Source organism: Glutamicibacter sp. ZJUTW, assembly GCF_008370855.1.
GTDB lineage: Bacteria > Actinomycetota > Actinomycetes > Actinomycetales > Micrococcaceae > Glutamicibacter > Glutamicibacter nicotianae.
The window spans coordinates 3,576,261-3,595,275 of record NZ_CP043624.1 but is presented as its reverse complement, the minus strand read 5'-3'; the positions used below and the strand labels follow the sequence as shown (position 1 = coordinate 3,595,275).

Genomic DNA, 19,015 nt, shown 5'->3' with positions numbered 1-19,015 from the left:
CGGTTGGACCCGTCGGTGAGTCCAACCGCCGGATACGCTGGCGTGCTTAGGCGTCGACGCGGCGCAGGCGCGAGAGCGGAGCCAGCTCGCCTGGGAAGACCTTCTTCACGCCGTCGCCCATGGCCTGCTCCAGGATGCGGATGTCGCGGATCAGCGACTCGAAGCCCTTCGGCTCCAGCGACGAAGCCTGGTCAGAGCCCCACATGGTGCGGTCCAGGGTGATGTGGCGCTCGACGGTCACGGCGCCCAGGGCGACTGCTGCCAGCGAGATCTGCAGGCCGCGCTCGTGGCCCGAGTAGCCCACTGGGACCTGGTAGCGGTCGCGCAGGGTCTCGATCATGAGCAGGTTGGCCTCTTCAGGAGGCAGCGGGTAGGTGGAGGTCGCGTGCATCATGACCAGCTTGCTGGTGCCCAGGGTTTCCACTGCCTTGTCGATCTGCTCGATGGTGGACATGCCGGTGGACAGGATGATCGGCTTGCCGGTTTCCGCCAGGGCCTTGAGCAGCTCGATGTCCGTGACCGATGCGGACGCTACCTTGTGGGTGACTGCACCCTGCTCTTCCATGAACTCGACCGAAGGAACGTCCCATGGCGATGCGAAGGCGTGCAGGCCCTTGGTTGCGGCGTAGGAGATGAGCTCCTTGTACTGGGCCTGGTCGAACTCGACGCGGTAGCGGTAGTCCAGGTAGGTCATGTCGCCCCATGGGGTGGAGCGGATCTTGTCGCGCATGTCCATCGGGGTGGAGATGTCCGGGGTGCGCTTCTGGAACTTCACCGCGTTGGCGCCGGCCTCGGCCGAGATGTCGATCAGCTGCTTGGCGATCTCGATGTCGCCGTTGTGGTTGATGCCGATCTCGCCGATGACGTAGACCTGCTGGCCTGCGCCAACCTGGACGTCGCCGATGGCAACTGGCTTGATGTCGGTAGTCATGGAGGTCATGGGTATTGCCTTTCAGTGGGTGAAACTTGGAGAACTCTTGGTGGCGGTGCGTGCGGCGAGAACCAGTTCGGCCAGTTCCCGTACCGCTCCGTGCCCGCCCTTGCGGGTCAGCGTGTGCCGTGCTGCCAGGTGCACGTCGTGGTGGGCATCGGCCACGGTGATCGGCCAGCCGACCAGCGCCATCGCGCCCAGGTCGTTGATGTCGTTGCCGAGGTAGGCGACGCGGGCCGGGTTGATGGATTCGTCAGCCAGCCAGCGGGCCACGTATTCGGCCTTGTTTTCGATGCCGTGGGCCACTTCGACCTTCAGCTTGGCGGCGCGGGCGGCGACCACCGGGTTGGTTTCCTTGGAGAGAATCAGGAACTTCACTCCGGCGGCCCGCAGCCGGGCCACTCCCATTCCATCGGAGCGGGAGACGCGCACGGTTTCGGTCCCGTGCTCATCGACATATGCGGTGTCCGGGGTGTGCACCCCGTCGAAATCCGTGATGACCGCATCGACTTCGATCGGTTCCCGGTTGGCCGGAACTGCCAGCCCGGCGAGCAGCAGGTCTGCCTCGGTATCGATGTCGATGCCGTGCTCTGCTGGAACCTCATGGACCCGGACCTTTCCGAAGAAGCGGTGGCCGGCTTCGAGGAATCCGCGGGTATCCATCACGTAGAAGGCCCCGGTCTCGCGGAAGCGCGGTTCGCGATCCTGGCGGCGCGGACGGTGCAGCTTGTCGTGCCCCACGGCGACCGCTTCGCCCTGCGGATCCAGTCCCCAATGGAAACCGTGATCCGCAACAGCCGCGAAGCTGACGTCGGCGCGTTGCGAGGCCACTGCCGCAATGGCTGCGTCCAGATCCGCCGGATCGATGAACGGGCTGGTGCACTGGATGAACACGGTGATCTCTGGCTGGGATTCCGCATTCGCCAGTGCGTGGAGCAGAACTGACTCGCTGCTGGCCGTGTCGCCGGCGATATCTGCCGGTCGATCGATGACCCTCGCCCCGTAGCGGAGCGCTTCGGCCTTGATCTGCTCATGGTCGGTGCTCACCACGACGTCGCTGACTGCCGCCGCGGATCTGGCTGATTCGATTGCGCGGCCGAGCAGCGATTTGCCGCCGATCTCACGCAGGTTCTTAAGCCGGATGCCCTTGGATCCTCCCCGGGCGGGGATGATCGCCATGACGTTTCGCTGGTTGGTTTTGCTCACGAATAAGACGCTATGGGCACAAGTTAACCGGGAGGGGGCATCTGGGTTAACGCACGGTGAAGTGCCGGTGTAATCACCTGTCTGTTTGCTGAATGCTAGGTCAGCAAGCGTTTTACGTTTCCGGGAGCGGGTTGCGGCAGGGGCGGGAAGAGCACTGCGCTTCGCGTAGAAGATCAAGGCGTCTGATGAAATCCGAGTGTGCACGCCGGTGCTGGGGCGCAGAACATCTAGGCTGGATGGTATGCACGAGCCTAACCAGTCACAGCCCACGCGTGGCCCGCTGCGCATTACCGTGCCTTCACGCGCTGACGGGTTCCTCCGGCAATTCACCGCAATGATCGGCGGCCCGCTAGGACGGCACAGCGACCCGGGCCGAGTCGATCCCGGGTTCTTCAGCGTGGAACGGGTCATCATCCTGATGACCACCGTGGGCGCGCTGCTGATGCTCCTTGCCAAGAACCCGTGCCGGGTCAACGGGTGGACCGGCAACAACCCCTATGTCTATGCGTGCTACAGCGACTGGGTCCCGCTGTTCTCCGCCCGCGGCTTCGCCGAGAACCCCTGGGCGCCGTTCAGCGCCGCCGCCGAATTCGAGTACCCGGTGCTGATGAGCTCGGTGGCCTCGGCAGTCGCCTCGATCATCCCCACGGGGATCGAGAACCGTTCGCTGCTGTACTTCGACATCAACCTGCTGCTCGTCGCGATCCTGTGGATGGCAACCGTGGTCGCCACCCTGCGGATGACCGGGCGCCGTCCGTGGGATGCCGCCATGGTGGCGATCGCCCCGGGCATCATCCTGGCCGGCAGCATCAACTGGGACATGTGGGCTGTGGCCTTGCTGGCCCTGGGCATGCTGGCCTTCGCCCGGAAGCATACGGTGCTGGCGGGGGTGCTGATCGGCCTCGGTGCGGCGATGAAGATCTATCCGTTCTTCGTCCTCGGCGCGGTGCTGGTGCTGGCCATCCGCACCGGCAAGCTCAAGACCTTCTGGGTGACCGGCGGAACCGCCGCGGCGACCTGGGTGCTGGTGAATCTTCCCTATGCGCTGGCGTTCCCCGACTCGTTCATGCACTTCTTCAATTTCTCCTCCGAACGCGGGGCAGGCTTCTCCAGCTTCTGGCACGCGTGGAATGTCATCGCCGATAACCGTGAAGGGGTTCCGCTCTTCGAAGCGGAGCAGATTTCCCGCTACGGGCTGATCCTCTTCTTCCTGTGCTGTGCGGGTGTGGCGGTGCTGGGGCTGGCGGCCAAGCGCACTCCGCGCCTGGCTTCCATGGCCTTCTTGATCATCGCCTCCTTTGTCATGGTCAACAAGGTGTATTCGCCGCAGTTCGTCGTCTGGCTGATTCCGCTGTTCGCACTGGCCCTGCCGCGCTGGCGCGAGTTCGTGATCTGGATGCTGGTGGAAATCGCCCACTTCTACGGGGTCTGGTACTACCTCGATTCCCTCTCTGCCGAAGAAGTGCAGAAGGCCTTCCCGGAGACCGGCTATGCGGTACTGGTGCTGGCCCATATGGTGATGCTCGGATACCTGATGTTCCTGGTGGTGCGTTCGATGCTCGATCCGCGCCACGACCCGGTGCGCGCCGTGGGACAGGACGATCCGCTGGCCGGTCCGTTTGCCGGGCTGGAAGACCGCTGGACCCTGCGCGGGCTGCTGTCCCAGGCCAAGCCGGAGAAAGAAGCGGCGGGCAAGAAGCCATGAGCGATGTTGCAGTAGTCGGCGCCGGCCCCAACGGGCTGGCCGCCGCGGCAGTTGCCGCCCGGGCCGGATTGAGCGTCACGGTCTATGAAGCCAACGGCACCATCGGCGGGGCCGCCAGAACGCAGCCGCTCAATGGCTCAGCGGCGAAATTCGATCTGGGCAGCGCCGTGCATCCGATGGCCATGCAATCCCAGGCGATGCATGAACTCGGTGTCCATGACCGGGTGGACTTCATCGTCCCCGAGCTGTCCTTCGCCCATGTGCTGGATCGGCGGACCGCCTACGCGTACAGGGATCTGGAACGCACCGGGCAGGAACTTGGCGGTGCGGATGGCCAGATGTACACCCGGCTGCTGGGGCCGCTGGTAAAGCAGATCGACGCAGTCAGCAACACCCTGCTCAACCCGCTGTTCAAGGTGCCCTCGAATCCGGCGGCATTGGCAACCTTCGCCATCAGCACGGTGGCCGGCATGGCCGTGAAGGACCTCTTCTCCGGGAAATTCGAGCGAGCCGCAGCGCTCTATGCAGGCTGCGCGGCCCACGTCGCCGGCGGTTCGCGCGGGCCGGCCAATGCCGGGGCCGGGCTGTTCCTGGCGGCGGCGGCGCACGCCAAGGGGTGGGCCATCCCGCGCGGCGGCTCCCAAGCCATCAGCGATGCGCTGGCCGCAGAGGCGATGGAGCACGGAGCAAAAATCCTCACCGGAACCCGCATCGAGCATGTCGATGAGCTTTCTGCACGCAACGTCCTGTTCGATACCTCCGCCGAAAGCGCTGCCAAGCTGTCAGCCGGGCACCTGCCCGAACGGCTTTCGCACGCGTTGAGCGGCACTCGGCGCTCGCCGGGAAGCTGCCTGGTGCACTACGTGCTTTCGGAGCCGATTCCGTGGCGCGATCCGACGCTGGCCCAGGCTGGCACCGTGCACCTGGGCGGCACCGCCGTGCAGGTCGGGAAGGCCGAGCGCACCGCGGTGCGCAGGGGAGCGGCGAAGCCGTTCATGATCGTGGCCCAGCCCTCGCAATTCGATGACTCGCGGGCGCCGCAGGGCCAGCACGTGATCTGGGCCTACTGCCATGTGCCGCTGGATTCCCCGGTGGACATGAGCCGTGAACTGGAGGACATGATCGAACAGGCAGCCCCGGGATTCGCCGAGACCATCATCGAATCGCATGTGGTGACCGCGAAGGACCTGGAAGCGCAGAACTCTGCGCTGGTCGGTGGCGATCTTTCAGGGGGAACCATGGACCTGCTGGGCAGCATCAAGCGGCCGCGGATCTCCCCGGACCCGTGGTACCTGCAATCCAAGGGCCTGTACCTGGTGTCCTCGGCCGCGCCCCCGGGCCCGTCGGTGCACGGCATGGGTGGATTCCTCGGAGCCCAATCGATGCTCAAGCGGGAATACGGAATCGAGAACTGGAAAGCGGAGAACTGACACATGATGGACGCGGCATTCGAGCAACTCCCCGGATTGGTTTTCCTGGCAGTGCTCTGGTGGCTGTTCATCTGGCAGTACCGCAAGGACCCGCGCCGCCTGGGACTCGCCGTCCTGCTCTTGCCGCTGGTGCTCTTCAGCATTTCGGCGGCGGCTGGCCTGCTCTCCAGCGTGCTTCCCGGATTCGGGCTCCTGTTCTCCATCGTCCTGGTGCTGACCCCGCTGATGGTCGTGGTCTTCGGCGCGGCCCTGATCTACAACGGGATCTTGATGTGCCGGCGCGAAGGTGCCAAGCCCGCGAACCTGCTGTCCTTGGCGGCCGGGCTCGCGGTCTTCATCCTGCCGGTCATTGCGGTGCTGCTGATCCGGATCCAGTCATGGTGGACCTATTCGCTCGCTTTCGTCCTGTTCATGGCCTCTGTCTTCACCGCGAGCCTGTTCACCATGCTGCTGCTGTATGCCTGGGTTCACGCGAAATTCCCTGCCAAGGGCAAGGGCGCCGCCGTGGTGGTGCTCGGCGCCCGCGCCATCGATGGCAAGGTCACCCCGCTGCTGCGCGGCCGACTGGACAAAGGCATCGAACTGCATGAGCGGCAGGCGGATCCCCGCCCGTTGATGGTTCCTACCGGTGGCCAGGGCCGTGATGAGGTCGAGCCAGAAGGCGTGAGCATGGCCCGCTACCTGCGCGAGCAGGGCATCGCCGATGAGCAGATTCTGGTGGAAGACCGGGCCAGGGACACCATCGAGAACCTGCGGTATTCCGATGCCATGGTTCGCGCCCAGCGTCCGGAAGGCCAGCTGTGGCTGGTCACCAGCGACTATCACGCACTGCGGGCCGCGATGGCCTCACGCCAGCTCGGCCTGGATGCCCGTGCGTTCGGCGGGAAGACGGCGGCCTACTACCGTCCAAGCGCCTTCCTCAGGGAATGCGTAGCGATCGTGCGGGATCAGAAGAAGCTGATGGTCTTGCTGGCCCTGCCCTTCGCGTTGGCCATCGCAGGAATGATGTACGTCCTCACGACGAGCTACCTATGACCGTCCTCCAACTGCCGTGGAAATGTGGGTCCATGCACCATATGGTGCATGGACACACGATTGGCCCAGCTGCCCTCACCCTTTCGGGTGAGCCCTAAATCAGCATTGCGGGCGGTGATAGCTGGGCGCCAAGTCCCTAGGCTGGAAGCATGATCCAGGCTCAGCAGTTGACGAAGAAATACGGTGGAAAAACCGTGGTCGATAATGCATCGTTCACGGTGCAGCAGGGAATGGTGACCGGGTTCCTCGGCCCCAACGGCGCCGGCAAATCCACCACCATGCGCATGATCGTGGGATTGGCAGCGCCTACCAGCGGAGAAGTGCTGGTCAACGGGCGCGATTTCAAGAAGTCCAGGCATCCGCTGACCGAAGTCGGCACCTTGCTGGAAGCCAAATCGGTCCACAAGTCCCTGACGCCGCTGGCGCATTTGCGTGCCATGGCGGCTACTGCAGGATTGCCGGTTTCCCGAGTGCACGAAGTGCTGGAAGTGACCGGATTGTCCAGCGTCCAGCGCAAGAAAGTCGGCGGCTTCTCATTGGGCATGGGCCAGCGGCTTGGCATTGCCACCGCCCTGCTGGGAGACCCGCAGGTCCTGATCCTCGATGAGCCGGTCAACGGGCTGGATCCCGAAGGCGTGGCGTGGGTCCGCAATTTGGCCCGTCAACAGGCTGCCGAAGGCAAAACCGTGTTCATTTCCTCCCACCTGATGAGCGAAATGGCCCAGACCGCCGATCACCTGATTGTGATTGGCCGTGGCCGGATCATGGCCGATGCGCCGATCAGTGAATTCATCGATAACGGCCTTGACCAGACAATTGTGCGTTCAGCAGACATTGAGGTGCTGATGAACGCGCTGAACGGAGACGGCGTCCAGCTGCGCCGGATCGACGAGCATGGCGTGGAAGTCACCGGTCCCGATTCAGTGACCATTGGCCGTCGCGCACTGGAATACGGTGTGGTGCTCAGCGAACTGCGTCCGCTGCAGCGCACCCTGGAAGACGCCTACATGGAATTGACCCGTGATGCCGTCGAATACCACTCGAGTAATGTTGCCGAGACTGGCGGCGGGAAGTAAAGACATGTCTGAGAAATTAGCAACCGCACCGCGCGGCAAGGTCTCCCTCTTCGGCGTGCTGCGCAGCGAATCCATCCGTTTCTTCTCCCTGAATTCCACCCGCATCCTGATTCTGCTGGCCATCGTGCTCTATGCGGCCATTGCGGCCATCGGCACCTGGGGCATCGGATCGCTGCGGGCCAGCATGGGCGGCATGGAGCAGATGCCGGGCATGGAGGACCTGGCGGCTCCGGGATTCGCCTCCGAGCTCATGGGTTCGGGCCTGGTCTTCAGCCAACTGATCCTCGGCGTGCTCGGTGTCCTGCTTTTCAGCGGGGAATTCACCACCGGTTCAGCGGTGAGCACCTTCCTCGCCAGCCCGCAGCGCCTGCGCGTGCTGGCTGCCAAGACCATCCTGATCACCGTCGTGACCGCCGGCGTCCAGATCGTCAGCTCGCTTCTGGCCTTCGCCATCAGCAAGCCGATTGCCGACAACTACCAGATGGACCTGGATTTCGGCAGCGACGCCTTCCAGCGGGTTCTCTGGTACGGGGCGCTTGCGGTGGCCATGGCGGCGCTGATCGGTTTGGCGCTCGGGATGATGCTGCGCAATTCGGCTGGAGGCATCACCAGCCTCGCTGCCCTGTTCTTCGTCTTGCCGATCATCCTTTCCATCCTGACCAGCATCACCGACTGGGCACAGCACATCGCGAAGTTCACCCCCGACCAGCTGGGCATGGCGTTGGCGACGCCTTCGAGCGTCGTCACCGACTTGGAAAGCTGGCAGCAGCTGCTGGGCGTCGCAGGCTGGATTGTGCTTCCGCTGGCGCTGGGTGCGGTCCTGCTGGCCAAGCGGGACATCAAATAGTCCAGAGCGTGACCGAGAAAACTAGACTGGAAGCATGAGCCAACCGACGCTGCAGGAAACTGTGGTCACCTTCGATGAACTGGCCGCCAAGCGGATGGGCCGGATACGCCGCTATTTGCGTACCCACCCGCGCTTGGTGGTCATCGGTGCGGTAGTCATCTACCTGCTGCTCACGCTGCCAGGCGTCTTGGTGGTGGCGGCAATGCCCGAATCCAATGCGACCGGCCTGCTGGTCGTCACCCTCGCCGTCAGCGCCGCCCTGCTCTACCGGCGCAGGGCGCCGATGACGGTGATCATCCTGGTGTTCCTCTTCGAGTGCCTGGCCCTGGTGATTGCTGGACCGCAGGGCGGTCTGGGCGGGGTAGGCATGATCATCGCCCTGTATACCGTCGCCACCAGCTATTCGGCGAAGCGGACCATCCCGCTGTCCATCCTGGCCGGAAGCTTCCAAACCGTCCTGATGGTGCTGATGGGCTTCCCGGACATGACCGGCATGGAATTCGACCCGCAGGATGGAATCGATGAAACGATCTTCACCCGCGTCATCATCGCGGTCTCGGGCAGCTTCATCATCGGCTTCTACATCGCCGCCGCAGCGGTAGGTATGAACGTGCGCAACGCGCGCATCCACGAAGCTGAGCTGAATCACTGGGCTTCGCAGGTCTCCGTACTGGCCCAGGTGCAAGAGCGCAACCGCATTGCCCGCGAAATGCATGACGTGGTTGCCCATTCGCTGTCGGTGATGATTGCCCTGTCCGAGGGGGCGCGGGTGGTGGCCAAACGGGATCAAGCCCGCGCCGATGAAGTGCTCAACGAGCTTTCCGGAACCGGCCGCGCCGCCCTGGCAGATATGCGCCGCATGCTCGGCGTGCTGCGCCAAGAAGAATCCGGGGAGCTCGCGCCGCAGCCTACCGGCGGCAATGTGGAGCAATTGCTCGAAGGATTCCGTACCGCAGGCCTGCCGGTCACCTATACGCATGCGGGCGATCCGCTGCCGGAAGACACCACCTTCCAGCTGACGGTCTTCCGCATCATCCAGGAGTCCTTGACCAATTCCTTGCGCTATGCCCGTAACGTAAGTGATGTGCAGGTGCGTCTGGAACAGCGCCGCGGGGAACTGCGCATGGAAATCATGGACAATGGCGATGCAACGCGAGTTCCGAGCATCGGCAGCGGGCGCGGGCTGCGCGGCATGCGCGAACGCGCGGCGCTCTTTGGCGGAACGGTAGATGCCGGACCGGTAGCCAGCGGCGGATGGATCGTCAAAGCGGTCCTGCAGCTGCCCGAATGCAGCTTGCAGAACGAGAGCCGGAAGGCAGTGAAGGAATAAGCGTGGAAGAGAAAATCAAGGTCCTGCTGGTCGATGACCAGCCCCTGCTTCGCATGGGATTCCGCCTCATCCTCGAAGGCGAGGAGGATATCGCCATCGCCGGTGAGGCTGTCGACGGTCTCGATGCCCTGGCCCAGACCGCGGCGCTGAAACCCGATGTGGTCCTGATGGACGTGCGCATGCCCAACATGGATGGCCTGGAAGCTACCGAACGCATCGCCAAGGACTACCCGGAAACGAAGATCATCATCCTGACGACCTTCGACCTGGACGAATACGCCTTCTCGGGCCTGCAGGCAGGAGCCAGCGCGTTCCTGCTCAAGGATGTCGCCCCGGAAGAACTGGTCCAAGCGGTGCGCCTGGTGGCGTCCGGCGACGCAGTCGTGGCACCGCGGGTGACCGCACGCCTGCTGGAAACCTACGTCCGCAACGGTGGCTCCGGCAACCGCAGCCAGCCGGCCGAGACTCCGCACGACCCGCTGCTTGATGACCTCACCCCGCGTGAGCAGGAAGTGCTGCGTGCGCTCGCCGAGGGGCTGTCCAACGCCGAGATTGCCCACCGGTTCTTCCTGTCCGAAGCGACGGTGAAAACCCACGTGCGGCGCATCTTGACCAAACTGCACCTTCGCGACCGCGTCCAAGCGGTCGTGTACGCCTATGAGACCGGTCTGGTCATTCCATCCCAGGGCCTGGATTACTAGGCGGCGCCGAGGCAGCAAAATGGCCGCCGGTGGAACCCGAAGGGGTTCCGCCGTCGGCCGTGAAGTTTACTAGCGCTTTTTGGCCTTGCTCCGCTTCTTCGCGGTGGCGCGCAGCTGGATCACGCGGGCCACTCCGGCGATTGCCACCACGAGGGCGCCGCCAATTGCGGCGAAGAATAATGCCAGACCGAGGTTGACCTGTCCCTGGTACGCGAAGTAGTTGAGGGTCACCTGCTCCTGGTTCTGCGCAATGAAGATGATCAGCAGGATCAGCACGATCAACCCGAAGATCGTGGCAGTCCAGATGCGGCCCAACTTGGTCACCGGGAGCTTATCTGCGCCGGCAGGTTTTGCCGGCTGGACCCTGGAAGTCGCCGGTGCGGTGGGCTCCACGTCGTCCTCGCGTGCTGCTGCTGGAATATTCTTCTGCTCTGGTGTTCGATCAGCCGTAGCCATGATGAACTCGCTTTCCTTGTCTGGCGGGACTGCTTTCAGCTTCGTCGACAGCTAGCCGCCAAGTCAAGGACTGGATCGGGGTGTCCGGCAGGTTGCCAGCGAGGCCGGAGGTCCAGCCGGACACCAGCAAATGTGGTTCAGGCTACTAAGCTGGGAGGCAACTCGACTTTTCAGGCGGGAACCAAAACCTGAAGAACCGTCTGACAAACATCTCTTGACAGAAAGAAGTGAGCAACCAGCCATGGCACAAGCCGCAGCAATGGCCCACATTGCAGATCTGGCCGAATACGTCGCAACCTCGCCATCGAGCTACCACGCCGCCGCCTCGGCAGCGAAGCGCCTGGACGCTGTTGGATTCACGGCGCTGGACGAGAAGCAGGCGTGGAACCTTGGCCCGGGCTCCTACTACGTGGTCCGCGACGGTGCGATCATCGCGTGGGTGCAGCCAGAAGCTGCCACCGCAACGAGCGGTTTCCATATCCTCGGTGCCCACACCGACTCACCGGGCTTCAAGCTCAAGCCGAAGCCGACCACCGGCTCCAACGGCTGGTGGCAGGCAGGCGTTGAAGTCTACGGCGGACCGCTGCTGAACTCCTGGCTGGACCGCGAATTGGTGCTTGCCGGCCGGCTGGTGCTCAAGGATGGTTCCGAGCACCTGGCCCAGACCGAACCGATCCTGCGCATCCCGCAGCTGGCCATCCACCTGGACCGCCAGGTCAATGAGGGCCTCACCCTGGACAAGCAGACCCACACCAATCCGATCTTCGGCGCCGGTGACCTTGCGGATGCCGACATCCTGGCGATCCTGGCGAAGTCTGCAGGTGTCGACCCGGCACAGGTCGCCGGCTACGACATCCTGACCGCACCAGCGCAGCGCGGCGAGGTCTTCGGAGAAGGCAAGAACTTCTTCGCCGGCTCCCGCCTGGATAACCTCTCCTCGGTGCATGCAGGCCTGATCGCATTGATTGGACATTCGCGCAAACCAGCAGGCAACCGCATTGCCATGCTTGCCGCCTTCGACCACGAGGAACTGGGTTCCTCCTCGCGCTCGGGCGCCTGCGGCCCCTTCCTGGAAGAACTGATCAACCGCATCCAGGCATCCATGGGCGCAGGGGTTGAAGACACCGCCCGTGCGCTGTCGAATTCGGTATGCCTGTCTGCGGATGCCGGCCACGCGGTTCACCCGAACTACCCGGAGCGGCACGATCCGGCCAACCGCCCGCAGCTGAATGCCGGTCCGCTGCTGAAGATCAACGCCAACCAGCGCTATGCCACCGATGCGGTGGGTGCTGCCGCATTCGCCAACTGGTGCGAGGCCGCTGGAGTTCCCTACCAGGAGTTCGTATCCAACAACCGCGTACCATGCGGTTCGACCATCGGCCCGCTGACCGCAACCCGGCTGGGCATCCGCACCCTTGACGTGGGTGTGGCGCTGCTGTCCATGCACTCGGCCCGCGAGATGTGCGGCGTCGACGACCCATGGTACCTGTCCAAGGTCTCTGGCGAGTTCTTCGGAGCCTAGGGCATGGCATTGCGGAATGCCGGCCTTCGGGCCGGCTTTCCGTGTCCCGGCTCGAACCTCGTCCGCCGCGCCTGATCGGTGGCATAATCGGCACCATGACGATCTTCAGCCAGAACACGTTGATCTTCCAGCAGACGAAGAACTTCTCGAAGAACGACTTCGCGATTCTGGATTCCTCCGGGACGCAAATTGCCCACGTGGATACCGGCGGAAGCACGCTGGGGCGCATGTTCGTCGGGGCTCGCGAACTTACTGTCTTCGATGGTCCGGATAATCCGGTGATCGTCGTCAAGGACACGATGACCATGGGCCGCGATCGGTTCGAAATCCTTGACGGCAATGGTTCCCCGCTGGCCAGCTTGGTCAAGAGGATTACCTTCTTCAAGACGAAGGTTTCCATCTCGATGCTGGGAGAAGAGCTCGAGCTGCTGGGCAGCATCTGGGACTTCGACTTCCAGATCACCGGTCCCGGGGGAGTCCTCGGAACCGTGACCCGGGAATGGTCCGGAATGGGCAACGCGTTGATGGGGAAGTCAACCTACGCCGTGCGCCTGGCCGAAAACCTCACAAGGCAGCAACGCCAAGCAGTGATCGGTTCGGTGCTGGCGCTGGATTTGATCCGTGAAAAGCAACAGCGCAATTCCTGACTGAATCGAAATAGTCGCCGGCAGGAATACTTCCTTTTAGCAGGCCAATAACGGTTCTGAGGCGCTGTCGTGTTGCAGTCGGGTAACTTTCGCGTTGATGTCGTGGTGCTTTCGCAAAGCCATTGGCTAGCGTGAGTCCCATGAATGAATCACGCATCGCACAGCTTCGCCGCATCAAGGGCTGGACGCAAGAACGCCTAGCCGCAGAAAGCGGCATTACTGTCAGGACGGTCCAACGGCTCGAAGCCGGAAACGACGCGAGCCTGGAAACCATCTCCCAGGTTGCCAAGGCACTGGATGTGCCGGTTGGAGACCTCTTCACGAGCGTCCAAACCCCAAAGTTCTCTGAGGCCGTGGACGGGCTCGAAGCGCGAACCCAAGCGGATCAAGAACGCCGGGATTCGGTCACCAAGGGGATCCTGCTTGTGTTCCGCGGCGTGGGCATCCTGGTCACTTTCGGCACGGTCATCTTGGCAACCACCGGCAACTTCGGCTGGTACATCTGGTTGCTGATCCCGGTGTACTGGGGCGTCGGGAAGCTCCTGCTTGAAGCCGTCTTCCGGTTGAGCCTCGATCCCAAGCTTGATGCCAAGTACCCGCTATCCAGGGCGAATCGGAAACTACTGAGCTAGGGGCGGGCTCTGAAGCGGGAACCTCGGGCCGCTCATGAGGTTCCCACGGGTCGTTAGAGTGCCTGTTGCCCGTTGATAACCTGCCGTTTACCCCCTGCTGGTCTGATCAATGACTATGAGTTCGATTTCCCCGCAGGTCAAGAATTTCCGTCCGGAGATCCAAGCGCTACGCGCCTTGGCGGTTCTGCTGGTCGTGGCCTATCACCTTGAGCCATCCGTGGTTCCGGGCGGCTATATCGGCGTCGACATTTTCTTCGTCATCTCGGGCTTCTTGATTACCTCGCACCTGCTGCGCGAGGCCGAACGCACCGGCCGGGTCAGCCTCCCGAACTTCTTTGCCGGTCGAGCGCGGAGAATCCTCCCGGCGGCCATGCTGGTGATCCTGGCAGTGGTCGCGGCAAGTTTCCTGATCCTGCCCAAGACCCTGTGGGGCGAGTTGGGCACCCAAGCCATCGCCTCAGCCTTCTCGGTGCAGAACTGGGTGCTCGCCGCCGACTCCGTCGATTACCTGGCCGCGGACCAGGCTCCCGGGCCGTTGCAGCATTTCTGGTCCTTGGGTGTCGAGGAGCAGTTCTACCTGTTCTGGCCGCTGCTGGTTTTGTCCGCCTGCCTGATGGTCAAGCCGGGGCCGGACGCTAGCGGCGCGGATGCTTTCGCTCCGCGGCGCCGCATGCTCTGGATCTTGTTCGGGGCCGCCACACTTTTGTCTTTGGGGTACTCGGCCTTTGCCGGCTACTCAGGCAATAGCGCCGGATACTTCATCACCACCACGCGCATTTGGGAACTTGCCGTCGGTGGACTGCTGGCCTTGGCAGTGCAGGCGCACGCCAACGGCGCCTTGAAGCTCCCAGCCTGGGTCACCAGCTGGCAGGCCAGGAACCTTGCCGTGCTCGCGGCCTTGGCAGCGATCTGCTTCGCTGCTTTCAGCTACGACGCACTGACGGTCTTCCCGGGTATCGCGGCCTCCATCCCGGTTCTTGGCTGCGCCGTGGTGATCGCCGCGGGCAGCACGCGAGGCCCTGGATCCTTGCATCCCTTGGTGAACTGGGCTCCCGTCCAGTGGGTAGGCCTCGCTTCGTATTCGCTGTACCTGTGGCACTGGCCGCTAATCGTGTTCTACATCGAACTGGCGGGCAGCGAGCCCGGTCCGGTGCAGTCGCTGGCGTTGCTGGCAGGTTCCCTGCTGCTGGCCTGGGCCAGCTTGAAGTGGGTCGAGACGCCTGCGCGCCACTTCCGCCCGATTGCAAGTTCGCCCACCCGCTCCCTGCTTGCCGGGGCTGTGATGGTCGGGTTGGCCGCGTCCATCGCGCTCTTGCCAGGTGCCATGCAGCAGCAACTTGTGGCAAAGGAGCAGCGCGAGCTGGGTGCGATGATGCAAGACCCGCCAACCGGTTTCGGCGCGGCCTCCGTCGACCAGGGGGCACCGGCGTTCCTTGCCGGCCACCGGCAGGTAGTCCCGCTGCCCGCGACGGCCGCCGAAGACCAGCCCGAGCTGGGGGATTGCGTTCAGGAGCCGAAGTCCACGCAAATCAAGGAGTGCGAATTCGGCAGCGAGGATGCCAGCTACACCGTGGCGCTGGTCGGGGATTCCCACGCCGCCCACTGGTTCGAGGCAGTCAGTGGCTACGCCCAGAGCAAGGGCTGGAAGGTCGTGACCTACCTGAAGAATTCCTGCCCGTTCTCCGACGCCCAGCGCAAGGCGGACCGGGATGGCAGCATCAACTGCGAAGAAGCCATCGACCAGACCATGGATGCGTTGACCTCGCGCGATGACATCAACGCGGTGATCACCGCGAACTGGGGAGGTGCCGCATTTACTACCGACGCGGCACAGGGCTTGGCCTCGACGTGGTCCGCGTTGGAAGATGCGGGCCTGCCGGTCTATGCCATTGTCGATACCCCGCGTCCACCGCAGGATTCCTATGCGCGGGACTGCGTAGAGGAAAACGTGCAGAATCCAGGCAAGTGCTCCTTCCCTGAAGCGGGAGCCTACGAAAAGGGCGATGCCACCAAGCAGGCCGCCGAACTGGAACCGCGCGTCGAGGTGCTCGACTTCAGCGACTACTTCTGCGTGGACGGAACGTGCCCGGCAGTGGTGGGGAATGTCTTGGTCTACCGGGACAAGCACCACATCAGCGATACCTATATGCGCACCTTGGCCCCGATCTTCGGGGAAAGGATCGAGGCTGCCCTGGATTCCAAGTAGCCGGGCATGATCTAGGACACCAAGCCTTATGCAAGTTCGGGTCTCTCGGGTAGGATTGGAAGGTCTGTGCCACTGCATGCCCGAAAGTTGGGTGTCTGGTGCGCAGATAACGCAAGAACCTCCTGTTGCGGAAATACCGCGACCGTTTAGCCCAAAGGAGGTGGGTTCACATGCGTGCTTATGAACTTATGGTCCTCATTGATCCAGAGGTCGATGACCGCACCGTAGAGCCAACCATCGAGAAGTACCTCGAGGTTGTTCGCTCCAACGGTGGCACCATCGAAAAGGTTGATGTCTGGGGTCGTCGCAAGATGGCTTACGAGATCAAGAAGAAGGCAGAAGCCACTTACGTAGTGGTGAACTACACCGCAGAACCAGCCGCTTCCGCTGAGCTTGAGCGCCAGCTGAAGATCAACGAGCTGATCCTGCGCCACAAGGTCACCCGTCCGGAAGAGGCACGCGTTTAATTACGCGCAACCTTCCGTCGTAGGAATTAACGTTCAATCTTTCTAAGGAGAGTCAATGGCAGGCGAGACTGTTATTACCGTTATCGGAAACCTGACTGCCGATCCGGAGCTGCGTTTCACGCCGTCCGGCTCAGCCGTAGCGAACTTCACGATCGCTTCGACTCCTCGCACGTTTGACCGCCAGTCCAATGAGTGGAAGGACGGGGAAGCCCTGTTCTTGCGCGCATCGGTGTGGCGCGAAGCTGCAGAGAACGTTGCCGAGACGCTGACCAAGGGCATGCGCGTCATCGCCCAGGGTCGCCTGCGTTCACGTTCTTACGACACCAAGGAAGGCGAACGTCGCACCGTCATGGAGCTTGAAGTCGATGAAATCGGCCCATCGCTCCGTTTCGCGTCGGCCAAGGTCACCCGTACCCAGCGCTCCGGCGGTGGCAACGGCGGCTTCGGCAACGGTGGTGGAGGCTTCTCCAACGCACCGCAGCAAAGTGCCCCAGCGCAGGCTCCGCGTCAGCAGCAGCCGCAGCAGGGTGGCGGATGGAATGCTCCAGCCGCTGACCCATGGAGCACCGGCGGAAACAACGGTGGCGGCTGGGGCAACCCGGGCGCAGACGAACCACCTTTCTAAAAAATATTTATTCACCATCCCGCAGATCACTCTGCGGGCTCCAAAGCTAAAGGAGCTCCACGATGGCTAAGGCTGAAATCCGTAAGCCCAAACCAAAGTCCAACCCATTGAAGGCCGCTGACATCACCGTCATCGACTACAAGGACACCGCACTGCTGCGCAAGTTCATCTCCGACCGCGGTAAGATCCGCGCTCGTCGTGTAACTGGCGTTTCCGTCCAGGAACAGCGCAAGATCGCACAGGCAATCAAGAACGCACGTGAAGTTGCCCTGTTGCCTTACTCCGGCGCTGGCCGCGGCTAAGGAAGAGGGATAGCAAAATGGCAAAGATCATTCTGACTCACGAAGTATCCGGTCTCGGTGCTGCTGGCGATATTGTCGAGGTAAAGAACGGCTACGCCCGTAACTACCTGCTGCCACGCGGCTTCGCAATCGTCTGGACCCAGGGCGGTGAGAAGCAGGTGGAGTCGATCAAGGCTGCACGTGCTGCTCGCGCTGTTGCAAACCTTGAGGAAGCTCAGGAACTTGCAGCCAAGCTGAAGTCCCAGCCGGTGAAGATCACCATCAAGGCTGGCTCGAACGGTCGCCTGTTCGGCACCGTCAAGACCACCGACATTGCTGCTGCCGTCGAGGCTGCCGGTCTGGGCAAGATCGACAAGCGCAACATCGAGGTCAACGACCACATCAAGTCGACTGGCAACTACACCGCAACCGTTCGCGTACACGAGGACGTTGTTGCAAACCTGCGCCTGCAGGTTGTAGCTGCTGCCAAGAAGTAAGTCTTCCAGACTCCGCTTCTGATCAAGAGGTGGCGTGCGCTCCGCAAGGAGAGCACGCCACCTCTTGGCGTTAACCCTCCGGGTCCAGCCAAGGTCGAGTCGCATCCGCCGAGTGCCGGGATTAACGCCAGATGGCCGCGATGCTTCGGCATCGCGGCCATCGACCGGGATTCCAGTTTCTCAGTGCGCCATCCGGGATCCGCCAGCTGCATGGTGCATATCCATGGCAGGGGAAATCGCGAGCAGACCGGAGACGATGCCGACACCACCGCAGATCCACGACATCCATGCGGCGCCGGCGAAATCGGTGAACGATCCCATCCACGGCGAGGCGAACAGCAGTGCGCTGGCGATGGCCAGTGCCCATTCCATGGAAACCAGGCGCGGCATCATGACGCTCCAAACACCGGTGACCACCATGAGCAAGCCGAAGACCAGCATCAGCGTCATCGAGGTGCTGGTTCCGTCTAGCCAGGTGGTTGAAACTGCGGCAACAATACCTGCCGCGACGCCGACCCAGTCTTGCCACCGAGTCCATTTCTTCATTGCTAATACCTCCAACATCCATTGCAGAGGGCTCCTTGGCGGGAGTCGATTTAAATGTAGGTTCGAGGTTGCCGAGGCACAATCCGATTTCGGGAGCATTTTGGTAAAGGCTTGGCCATCATCGCCGCATTTCCCTCTGGCCGCCAGGCAATGCCAGCCTGTATCCGGTCCACCGCGGGTTTGCACATAATTCACCAGATCGCCTTGTGAAAGGCGCGTCTTAAACGTTGGCATTGAATCTCCGGGCTCGTAGCCTCGAAGATGAATGCGTCCTAAGTCAGCATGATCGAGAGAAACGGTGGAAGAAATGGGTTTTGCGTATGCCGATCCTGAAGTCTTGACCGAGGCCCAGCGCGAAGCTGTGGCTGAGCATCAGCGCCGTGTCCAGGTCGAATCCCGGCGCCTGTCGTTGCGTGCACTGCGGGAAGAAGCAGAGCTGAGCCAGGTTGAGCTGGCCGGCGCGCTGAAGCTGAGTGTCGACCGCATTGCCCGCATAGAGACCGGCGACCTGGATCGGGTCCAGTTGGCGACCCTGCGCCGCTACGCAGAGGCCATGGGCGCCCGCCTGCAAGTGCGGGCGATCCTCAAGGACATGCACGCCGAAATCGGCTAGCGATCCCAGCTGCCCGCAACAATTGCCACGCGGCTTTTACCGGCCGACCGGTCAGCGCAAATTGAGCCCTGCTCGTCGATAAATATGCCACCCGTCGCGCAGAAGCGCCCGGTGAGGTCTGAGTCACTGCGCCAAACCCGCTAAAGTATTCCGGTGAGATGCAGGTTATAGACCTGCATCACAAGGAAGTTCTAAAGGGGTTATTTTGCACGAACGTGTAAACATCTAAACCCACCAACTAAAATCCGCGGAATCATGCGGT

20 protein-coding genes are annotated in these 19,015 nt (G+C 62.6%); 16 read left to right on the top strand and 4 right to left on the bottom strand.

The window, feature by feature from the left end:
• Positions 1 to 46: 46 nt before the first annotated feature.
• Together F0M17_RS16915 and F0M17_RS16910 are read right to left on the bottom strand one after the other, a co-directional pair.
• Complete coding sequence (locus F0M17_RS16915) at positions 47 to 940, bottom strand: N-acetylneuraminate synthase family protein (protein WP_149597669.1); 894 nt, start codon at positions 938 to 940, stop codon at positions 47 to 49.
• 12 nt (positions 941 to 952) lie between these two features.
• Positions 953 to 2,137 carry an acylneuraminate cytidylyltransferase gene (locus tag F0M17_RS16910; protein ID WP_073707173.1) on the bottom strand — a complete coding sequence of 395 codons (1,185 nt, stop codon included), beginning with the start codon at positions 2,135 to 2,137 and terminating at the stop codon, positions 953 to 955.
• Between the two features lie 241 nt (positions 2,138 to 2,378).
• Here F0M17_RS16910 and F0M17_RS16905 point away from each other — a divergent pair, with 241 nt between their 5' ends.
• From F0M17_RS16905 to F0M17_RS16875, 7 genes are all read left to right on the top strand, one after another.
• Complete coding sequence (locus F0M17_RS16905; protein ID WP_149597668.1) at positions 2,379 to 3,842, top strand: glycosyltransferase family 87 protein; 1,464 nt, start codon at positions 2,379 to 2,381, stop codon at positions 3,840 to 3,842.
• On the top strand, positions 3,839 to 5,272 hold the full coding sequence (locus F0M17_RS16900; protein ID WP_149597667.1) for an NAD(P)/FAD-dependent oxidoreductase: 1,434 nt from the start codon (positions 3,839 to 3,841) through the stop codon (positions 5,270 to 5,272). Before F0M17_RS16905 ends, F0M17_RS16900 begins: the two co-directional genes overlap by 4 nt.
• Before the next feature lie 3 nt (positions 5,273 to 5,275).
• Positions 5,276 to 6,307 carry a YdcF family protein gene (locus tag F0M17_RS16895; RefSeq protein WP_121867711.1) on the top strand — a complete coding sequence of 344 codons (1,032 nt, stop codon included), beginning with the start codon at positions 5,276 to 5,278 and terminating at the stop codon, positions 6,305 to 6,307.
• Between the two features lie 149 nt (positions 6,308 to 6,456).
• A complete protein-coding gene (locus F0M17_RS16890) occupies positions 6,457 to 7,383 on the top strand; it encodes an ABC transporter ATP-binding protein (protein WP_141357867.1) in 927 nt (308 codons plus the stop codon).
• Positions 7,384 to 7,387: 4 nt separating this feature from the next.
• The gene (locus F0M17_RS16885; RefSeq protein ID WP_052253942.1) at positions 7,388 to 8,230 is read left to right on the top strand and encodes an ABC transporter permease; all 843 of its coding nucleotides are present in this window, start codon (positions 7,388 to 7,390) and stop codon (positions 8,228 to 8,230) included.
• A 34-nt stretch (positions 8,231 to 8,264) separates the two neighbouring features.
• The gene (locus tag F0M17_RS16880; protein WP_073707169.1) at positions 8,265 to 9,560 is read left to right on the top strand and encodes a sensor histidine kinase; all 1,296 of its coding nucleotides are present in this window, start codon (positions 8,265 to 8,267) and stop codon (positions 9,558 to 9,560) included.
• On the top strand, positions 9,518 to 10,261 hold the full coding sequence (locus F0M17_RS16875) for a response regulator transcription factor (protein WP_149597666.1): 744 nt from the start codon (positions 9,518 to 9,520) through the stop codon (positions 10,259 to 10,261). The genes F0M17_RS16880 and F0M17_RS16875 overlap by 43 nt, the downstream gene beginning before the upstream one ends.
• A 69-nt stretch (positions 10,262 to 10,330) precedes the next feature.
• Here the strand turns inward: F0M17_RS16875 and F0M17_RS16870 are convergent, their stop codons facing one another.
• On the bottom strand, positions 10,331 to 10,717 hold the full coding sequence (locus F0M17_RS16870) for a lipopolysaccharide assembly LapA domain-containing protein (RefSeq protein WP_149597665.1): 387 nt from the start codon (positions 10,715 to 10,717) through the stop codon (positions 10,331 to 10,333).
• Positions 10,718 to 10,958: 241 nt separating this feature from the next.
• On the opposite strand from F0M17_RS16870, the gene F0M17_RS16865 reads away from it, so the two are divergent.
• The 8 genes from F0M17_RS16865 (at position 10,959) to rplI (ending at position 17,594) form a co-directional block, all read left to right on the top strand.
• Positions 10,959 to 12,239, top strand: coding sequence for a M18 family aminopeptidase (locus tag F0M17_RS16865; RefSeq protein ID WP_149597664.1), 1,281 nt, complete (start codon positions 10,959 to 10,961; stop codon positions 12,237 to 12,239).
• Between the two features lie 95 nt (positions 12,240 to 12,334).
• Positions 12,335 to 12,886: an LURP-one-related/scramblase family protein gene (locus F0M17_RS16860; protein WP_038992773.1), complete on the top strand. Its 552-nt coding sequence runs from the start codon at positions 12,335 to 12,337 to the stop codon at positions 12,884 to 12,886.
• A gap of 140 nt (positions 12,887 to 13,026) precedes the next feature.
• On the top strand, positions 13,027 to 13,518 hold the full coding sequence (locus F0M17_RS16855) for a helix-turn-helix domain-containing protein (protein ID WP_038992774.1): 492 nt from the start codon (positions 13,027 to 13,029) through the stop codon (positions 13,516 to 13,518).
• 109 nt (positions 13,519 to 13,627) lie between these two features.
• Positions 13,628 to 15,724, top strand: a complete 2,097-nt coding sequence (locus tag F0M17_RS16850; RefSeq protein WP_246857097.1) for an acyltransferase family protein — start codon at positions 13,628 to 13,630, stop codon at positions 15,722 to 15,724.
• 170 nt (positions 15,725 to 15,894) lie between these two features.
• Positions 15,895 to 16,191: a 30S ribosomal protein S6 gene (rpsF, locus tag F0M17_RS16845; RefSeq protein WP_038992775.1), complete on the top strand. Its 297-nt coding sequence runs from the start codon at positions 15,895 to 15,897 to the stop codon at positions 16,189 to 16,191.
• Between the two features lie 55 nt (positions 16,192 to 16,246).
• Entirely contained in the window at positions 16,247 to 16,816 is a 570-nt protein-coding gene (locus F0M17_RS16840) for a single-stranded DNA-binding protein (protein WP_013350684.1), read from the top strand.
• A 62-nt stretch (positions 16,817 to 16,878) separates the two neighbouring features.
• The gene (rpsR, locus tag F0M17_RS16835) at positions 16,879 to 17,118 is read left to right on the top strand and encodes a 30S ribosomal protein S18 (protein WP_013350683.1); all 240 of its coding nucleotides are present in this window, start codon (positions 16,879 to 16,881) and stop codon (positions 17,116 to 17,118) included.
• Between the two features lie 17 nt (positions 17,119 to 17,135).
• Positions 17,136 to 17,594: a 50S ribosomal protein L9 gene (rplI, locus tag F0M17_RS16830; protein ID WP_038992777.1), complete on the top strand. Its 459-nt coding sequence runs from the start codon at positions 17,136 to 17,138 to the stop codon at positions 17,592 to 17,594.
• 180 nt (positions 17,595 to 17,774) lie between these two features.
• Here rplI and F0M17_RS16825 read toward each other — a convergent pair whose 3' ends face one another.
• Complete coding sequence (locus F0M17_RS16825; RefSeq protein WP_038992779.1) at positions 17,775 to 18,140, bottom strand: SPW repeat protein; 366 nt, start codon at positions 18,138 to 18,140, stop codon at positions 17,775 to 17,777.
• Between the two features lie 307 nt (positions 18,141 to 18,447).
• On the opposite strand from F0M17_RS16825, the gene F0M17_RS16820 reads away from it, so the two are divergent.
• Positions 18,448 to 18,753 (top strand): helix-turn-helix transcriptional regulator, encoded by a 306-nt coding sequence (locus F0M17_RS16820; RefSeq protein ID WP_066142843.1) that lies wholly within the window; start codon positions 18,448 to 18,450, stop codon positions 18,751 to 18,753.
• Positions 18,754 to 19,015 lie beyond the last annotated feature (262 nt).

Excerpts from the sequence above, each read along its gene's own strand:
- F0M17_RS16915 (WP_149597669.1), bottom strand. The coding sequence starts at position 940 with ATGACCTCCATGACTACCGACATCAAGCCAGTTGCCATCGGCGACGTC.
- F0M17_RS16905 (WP_149597668.1), top strand. The coding sequence starts at position 2,379 with ATGCACGAGCCTAACCAGTCACAGCCCACGCGTGGCCCGCTGCGCATT.
- F0M17_RS16900 (WP_149597667.1), top strand. The coding sequence starts at position 3,839 with ATGAGCGATGTTGCAGTAGTCGGCGCCGGCCCCAACGGGCTGGCCGCC.
- F0M17_RS16895 (WP_121867711.1), top strand. The coding sequence starts at position 5,276 with ATGATGGACGCGGCATTCGAGCAACTCCCCGGATTGGTTTTCCTGGCA.
- F0M17_RS16890 (WP_141357867.1), top strand. The coding sequence starts at position 6,457 with ATGATCCAGGCTCAGCAGTTGACGAAGAAATACGGTGGAAAAACCGTG.
- F0M17_RS16885 (WP_052253942.1), top strand. The coding sequence starts at position 7,388 with ATGTCTGAGAAATTAGCAACCGCACCGCGCGGCAAGGTCTCCCTCTTC.
- F0M17_RS16880 (WP_073707169.1), top strand. The coding sequence starts at position 8,265 with ATGAGCCAACCGACGCTGCAGGAAACTGTGGTCACCTTCGATGAACTG.
- F0M17_RS16875 (WP_149597666.1), top strand. The coding sequence starts at position 9,518 with ATGCAGCTTGCAGAACGAGAGCCGGAAGGCAGTGAAGGAATAAGCGTG.
- F0M17_RS16870 (WP_149597665.1), bottom strand. The coding sequence starts at position 10,717 with ATGGCTACGGCTGATCGAACACCAGAGCAGAAGAATATTCCAGCAGCA.
- F0M17_RS16865 (WP_149597664.1), top strand. The coding sequence starts at position 10,959 with ATGGCACAAGCCGCAGCAATGGCCCACATTGCAGATCTGGCCGAATAC.
- F0M17_RS16860 (WP_038992773.1), top strand. The coding sequence starts at position 12,335 with ATGACGATCTTCAGCCAGAACACGTTGATCTTCCAGCAGACGAAGAAC.
- F0M17_RS16855 (WP_038992774.1), top strand. The coding sequence starts at position 13,027 with ATGAATGAATCACGCATCGCACAGCTTCGCCGCATCAAGGGCTGGACG.
- F0M17_RS16850 (WP_246857097.1), top strand. The coding sequence starts at position 13,628 with ATGACTATGAGTTCGATTTCCCCGCAGGTCAAGAATTTCCGTCCGGAG.
- rpsF (WP_038992775.1), top strand. The coding sequence starts at position 15,895 with ATGCGTGCTTATGAACTTATGGTCCTCATTGATCCAGAGGTCGATGAC.
- F0M17_RS16840 (WP_013350684.1), top strand. The coding sequence starts at position 16,247 with ATGGCAGGCGAGACTGTTATTACCGTTATCGGAAACCTGACTGCCGAT.
- rpsR (WP_013350683.1), top strand. The coding sequence starts at position 16,879 with ATGGCTAAGGCTGAAATCCGTAAGCCCAAACCAAAGTCCAACCCATTG.
- rplI (WP_038992777.1), top strand. The coding sequence starts at position 17,136 with ATGGCAAAGATCATTCTGACTCACGAAGTATCCGGTCTCGGTGCTGCT.
- F0M17_RS16825 (WP_038992779.1), bottom strand. The coding sequence starts at position 18,140 with ATGAAGAAATGGACTCGGTGGCAAGACTGGGTCGGCGTCGCGGCAGGT.
- F0M17_RS16820 (WP_066142843.1), top strand. The coding sequence starts at position 18,448 with ATGGGTTTTGCGTATGCCGATCCTGAAGTCTTGACCGAGGCCCAGCGC.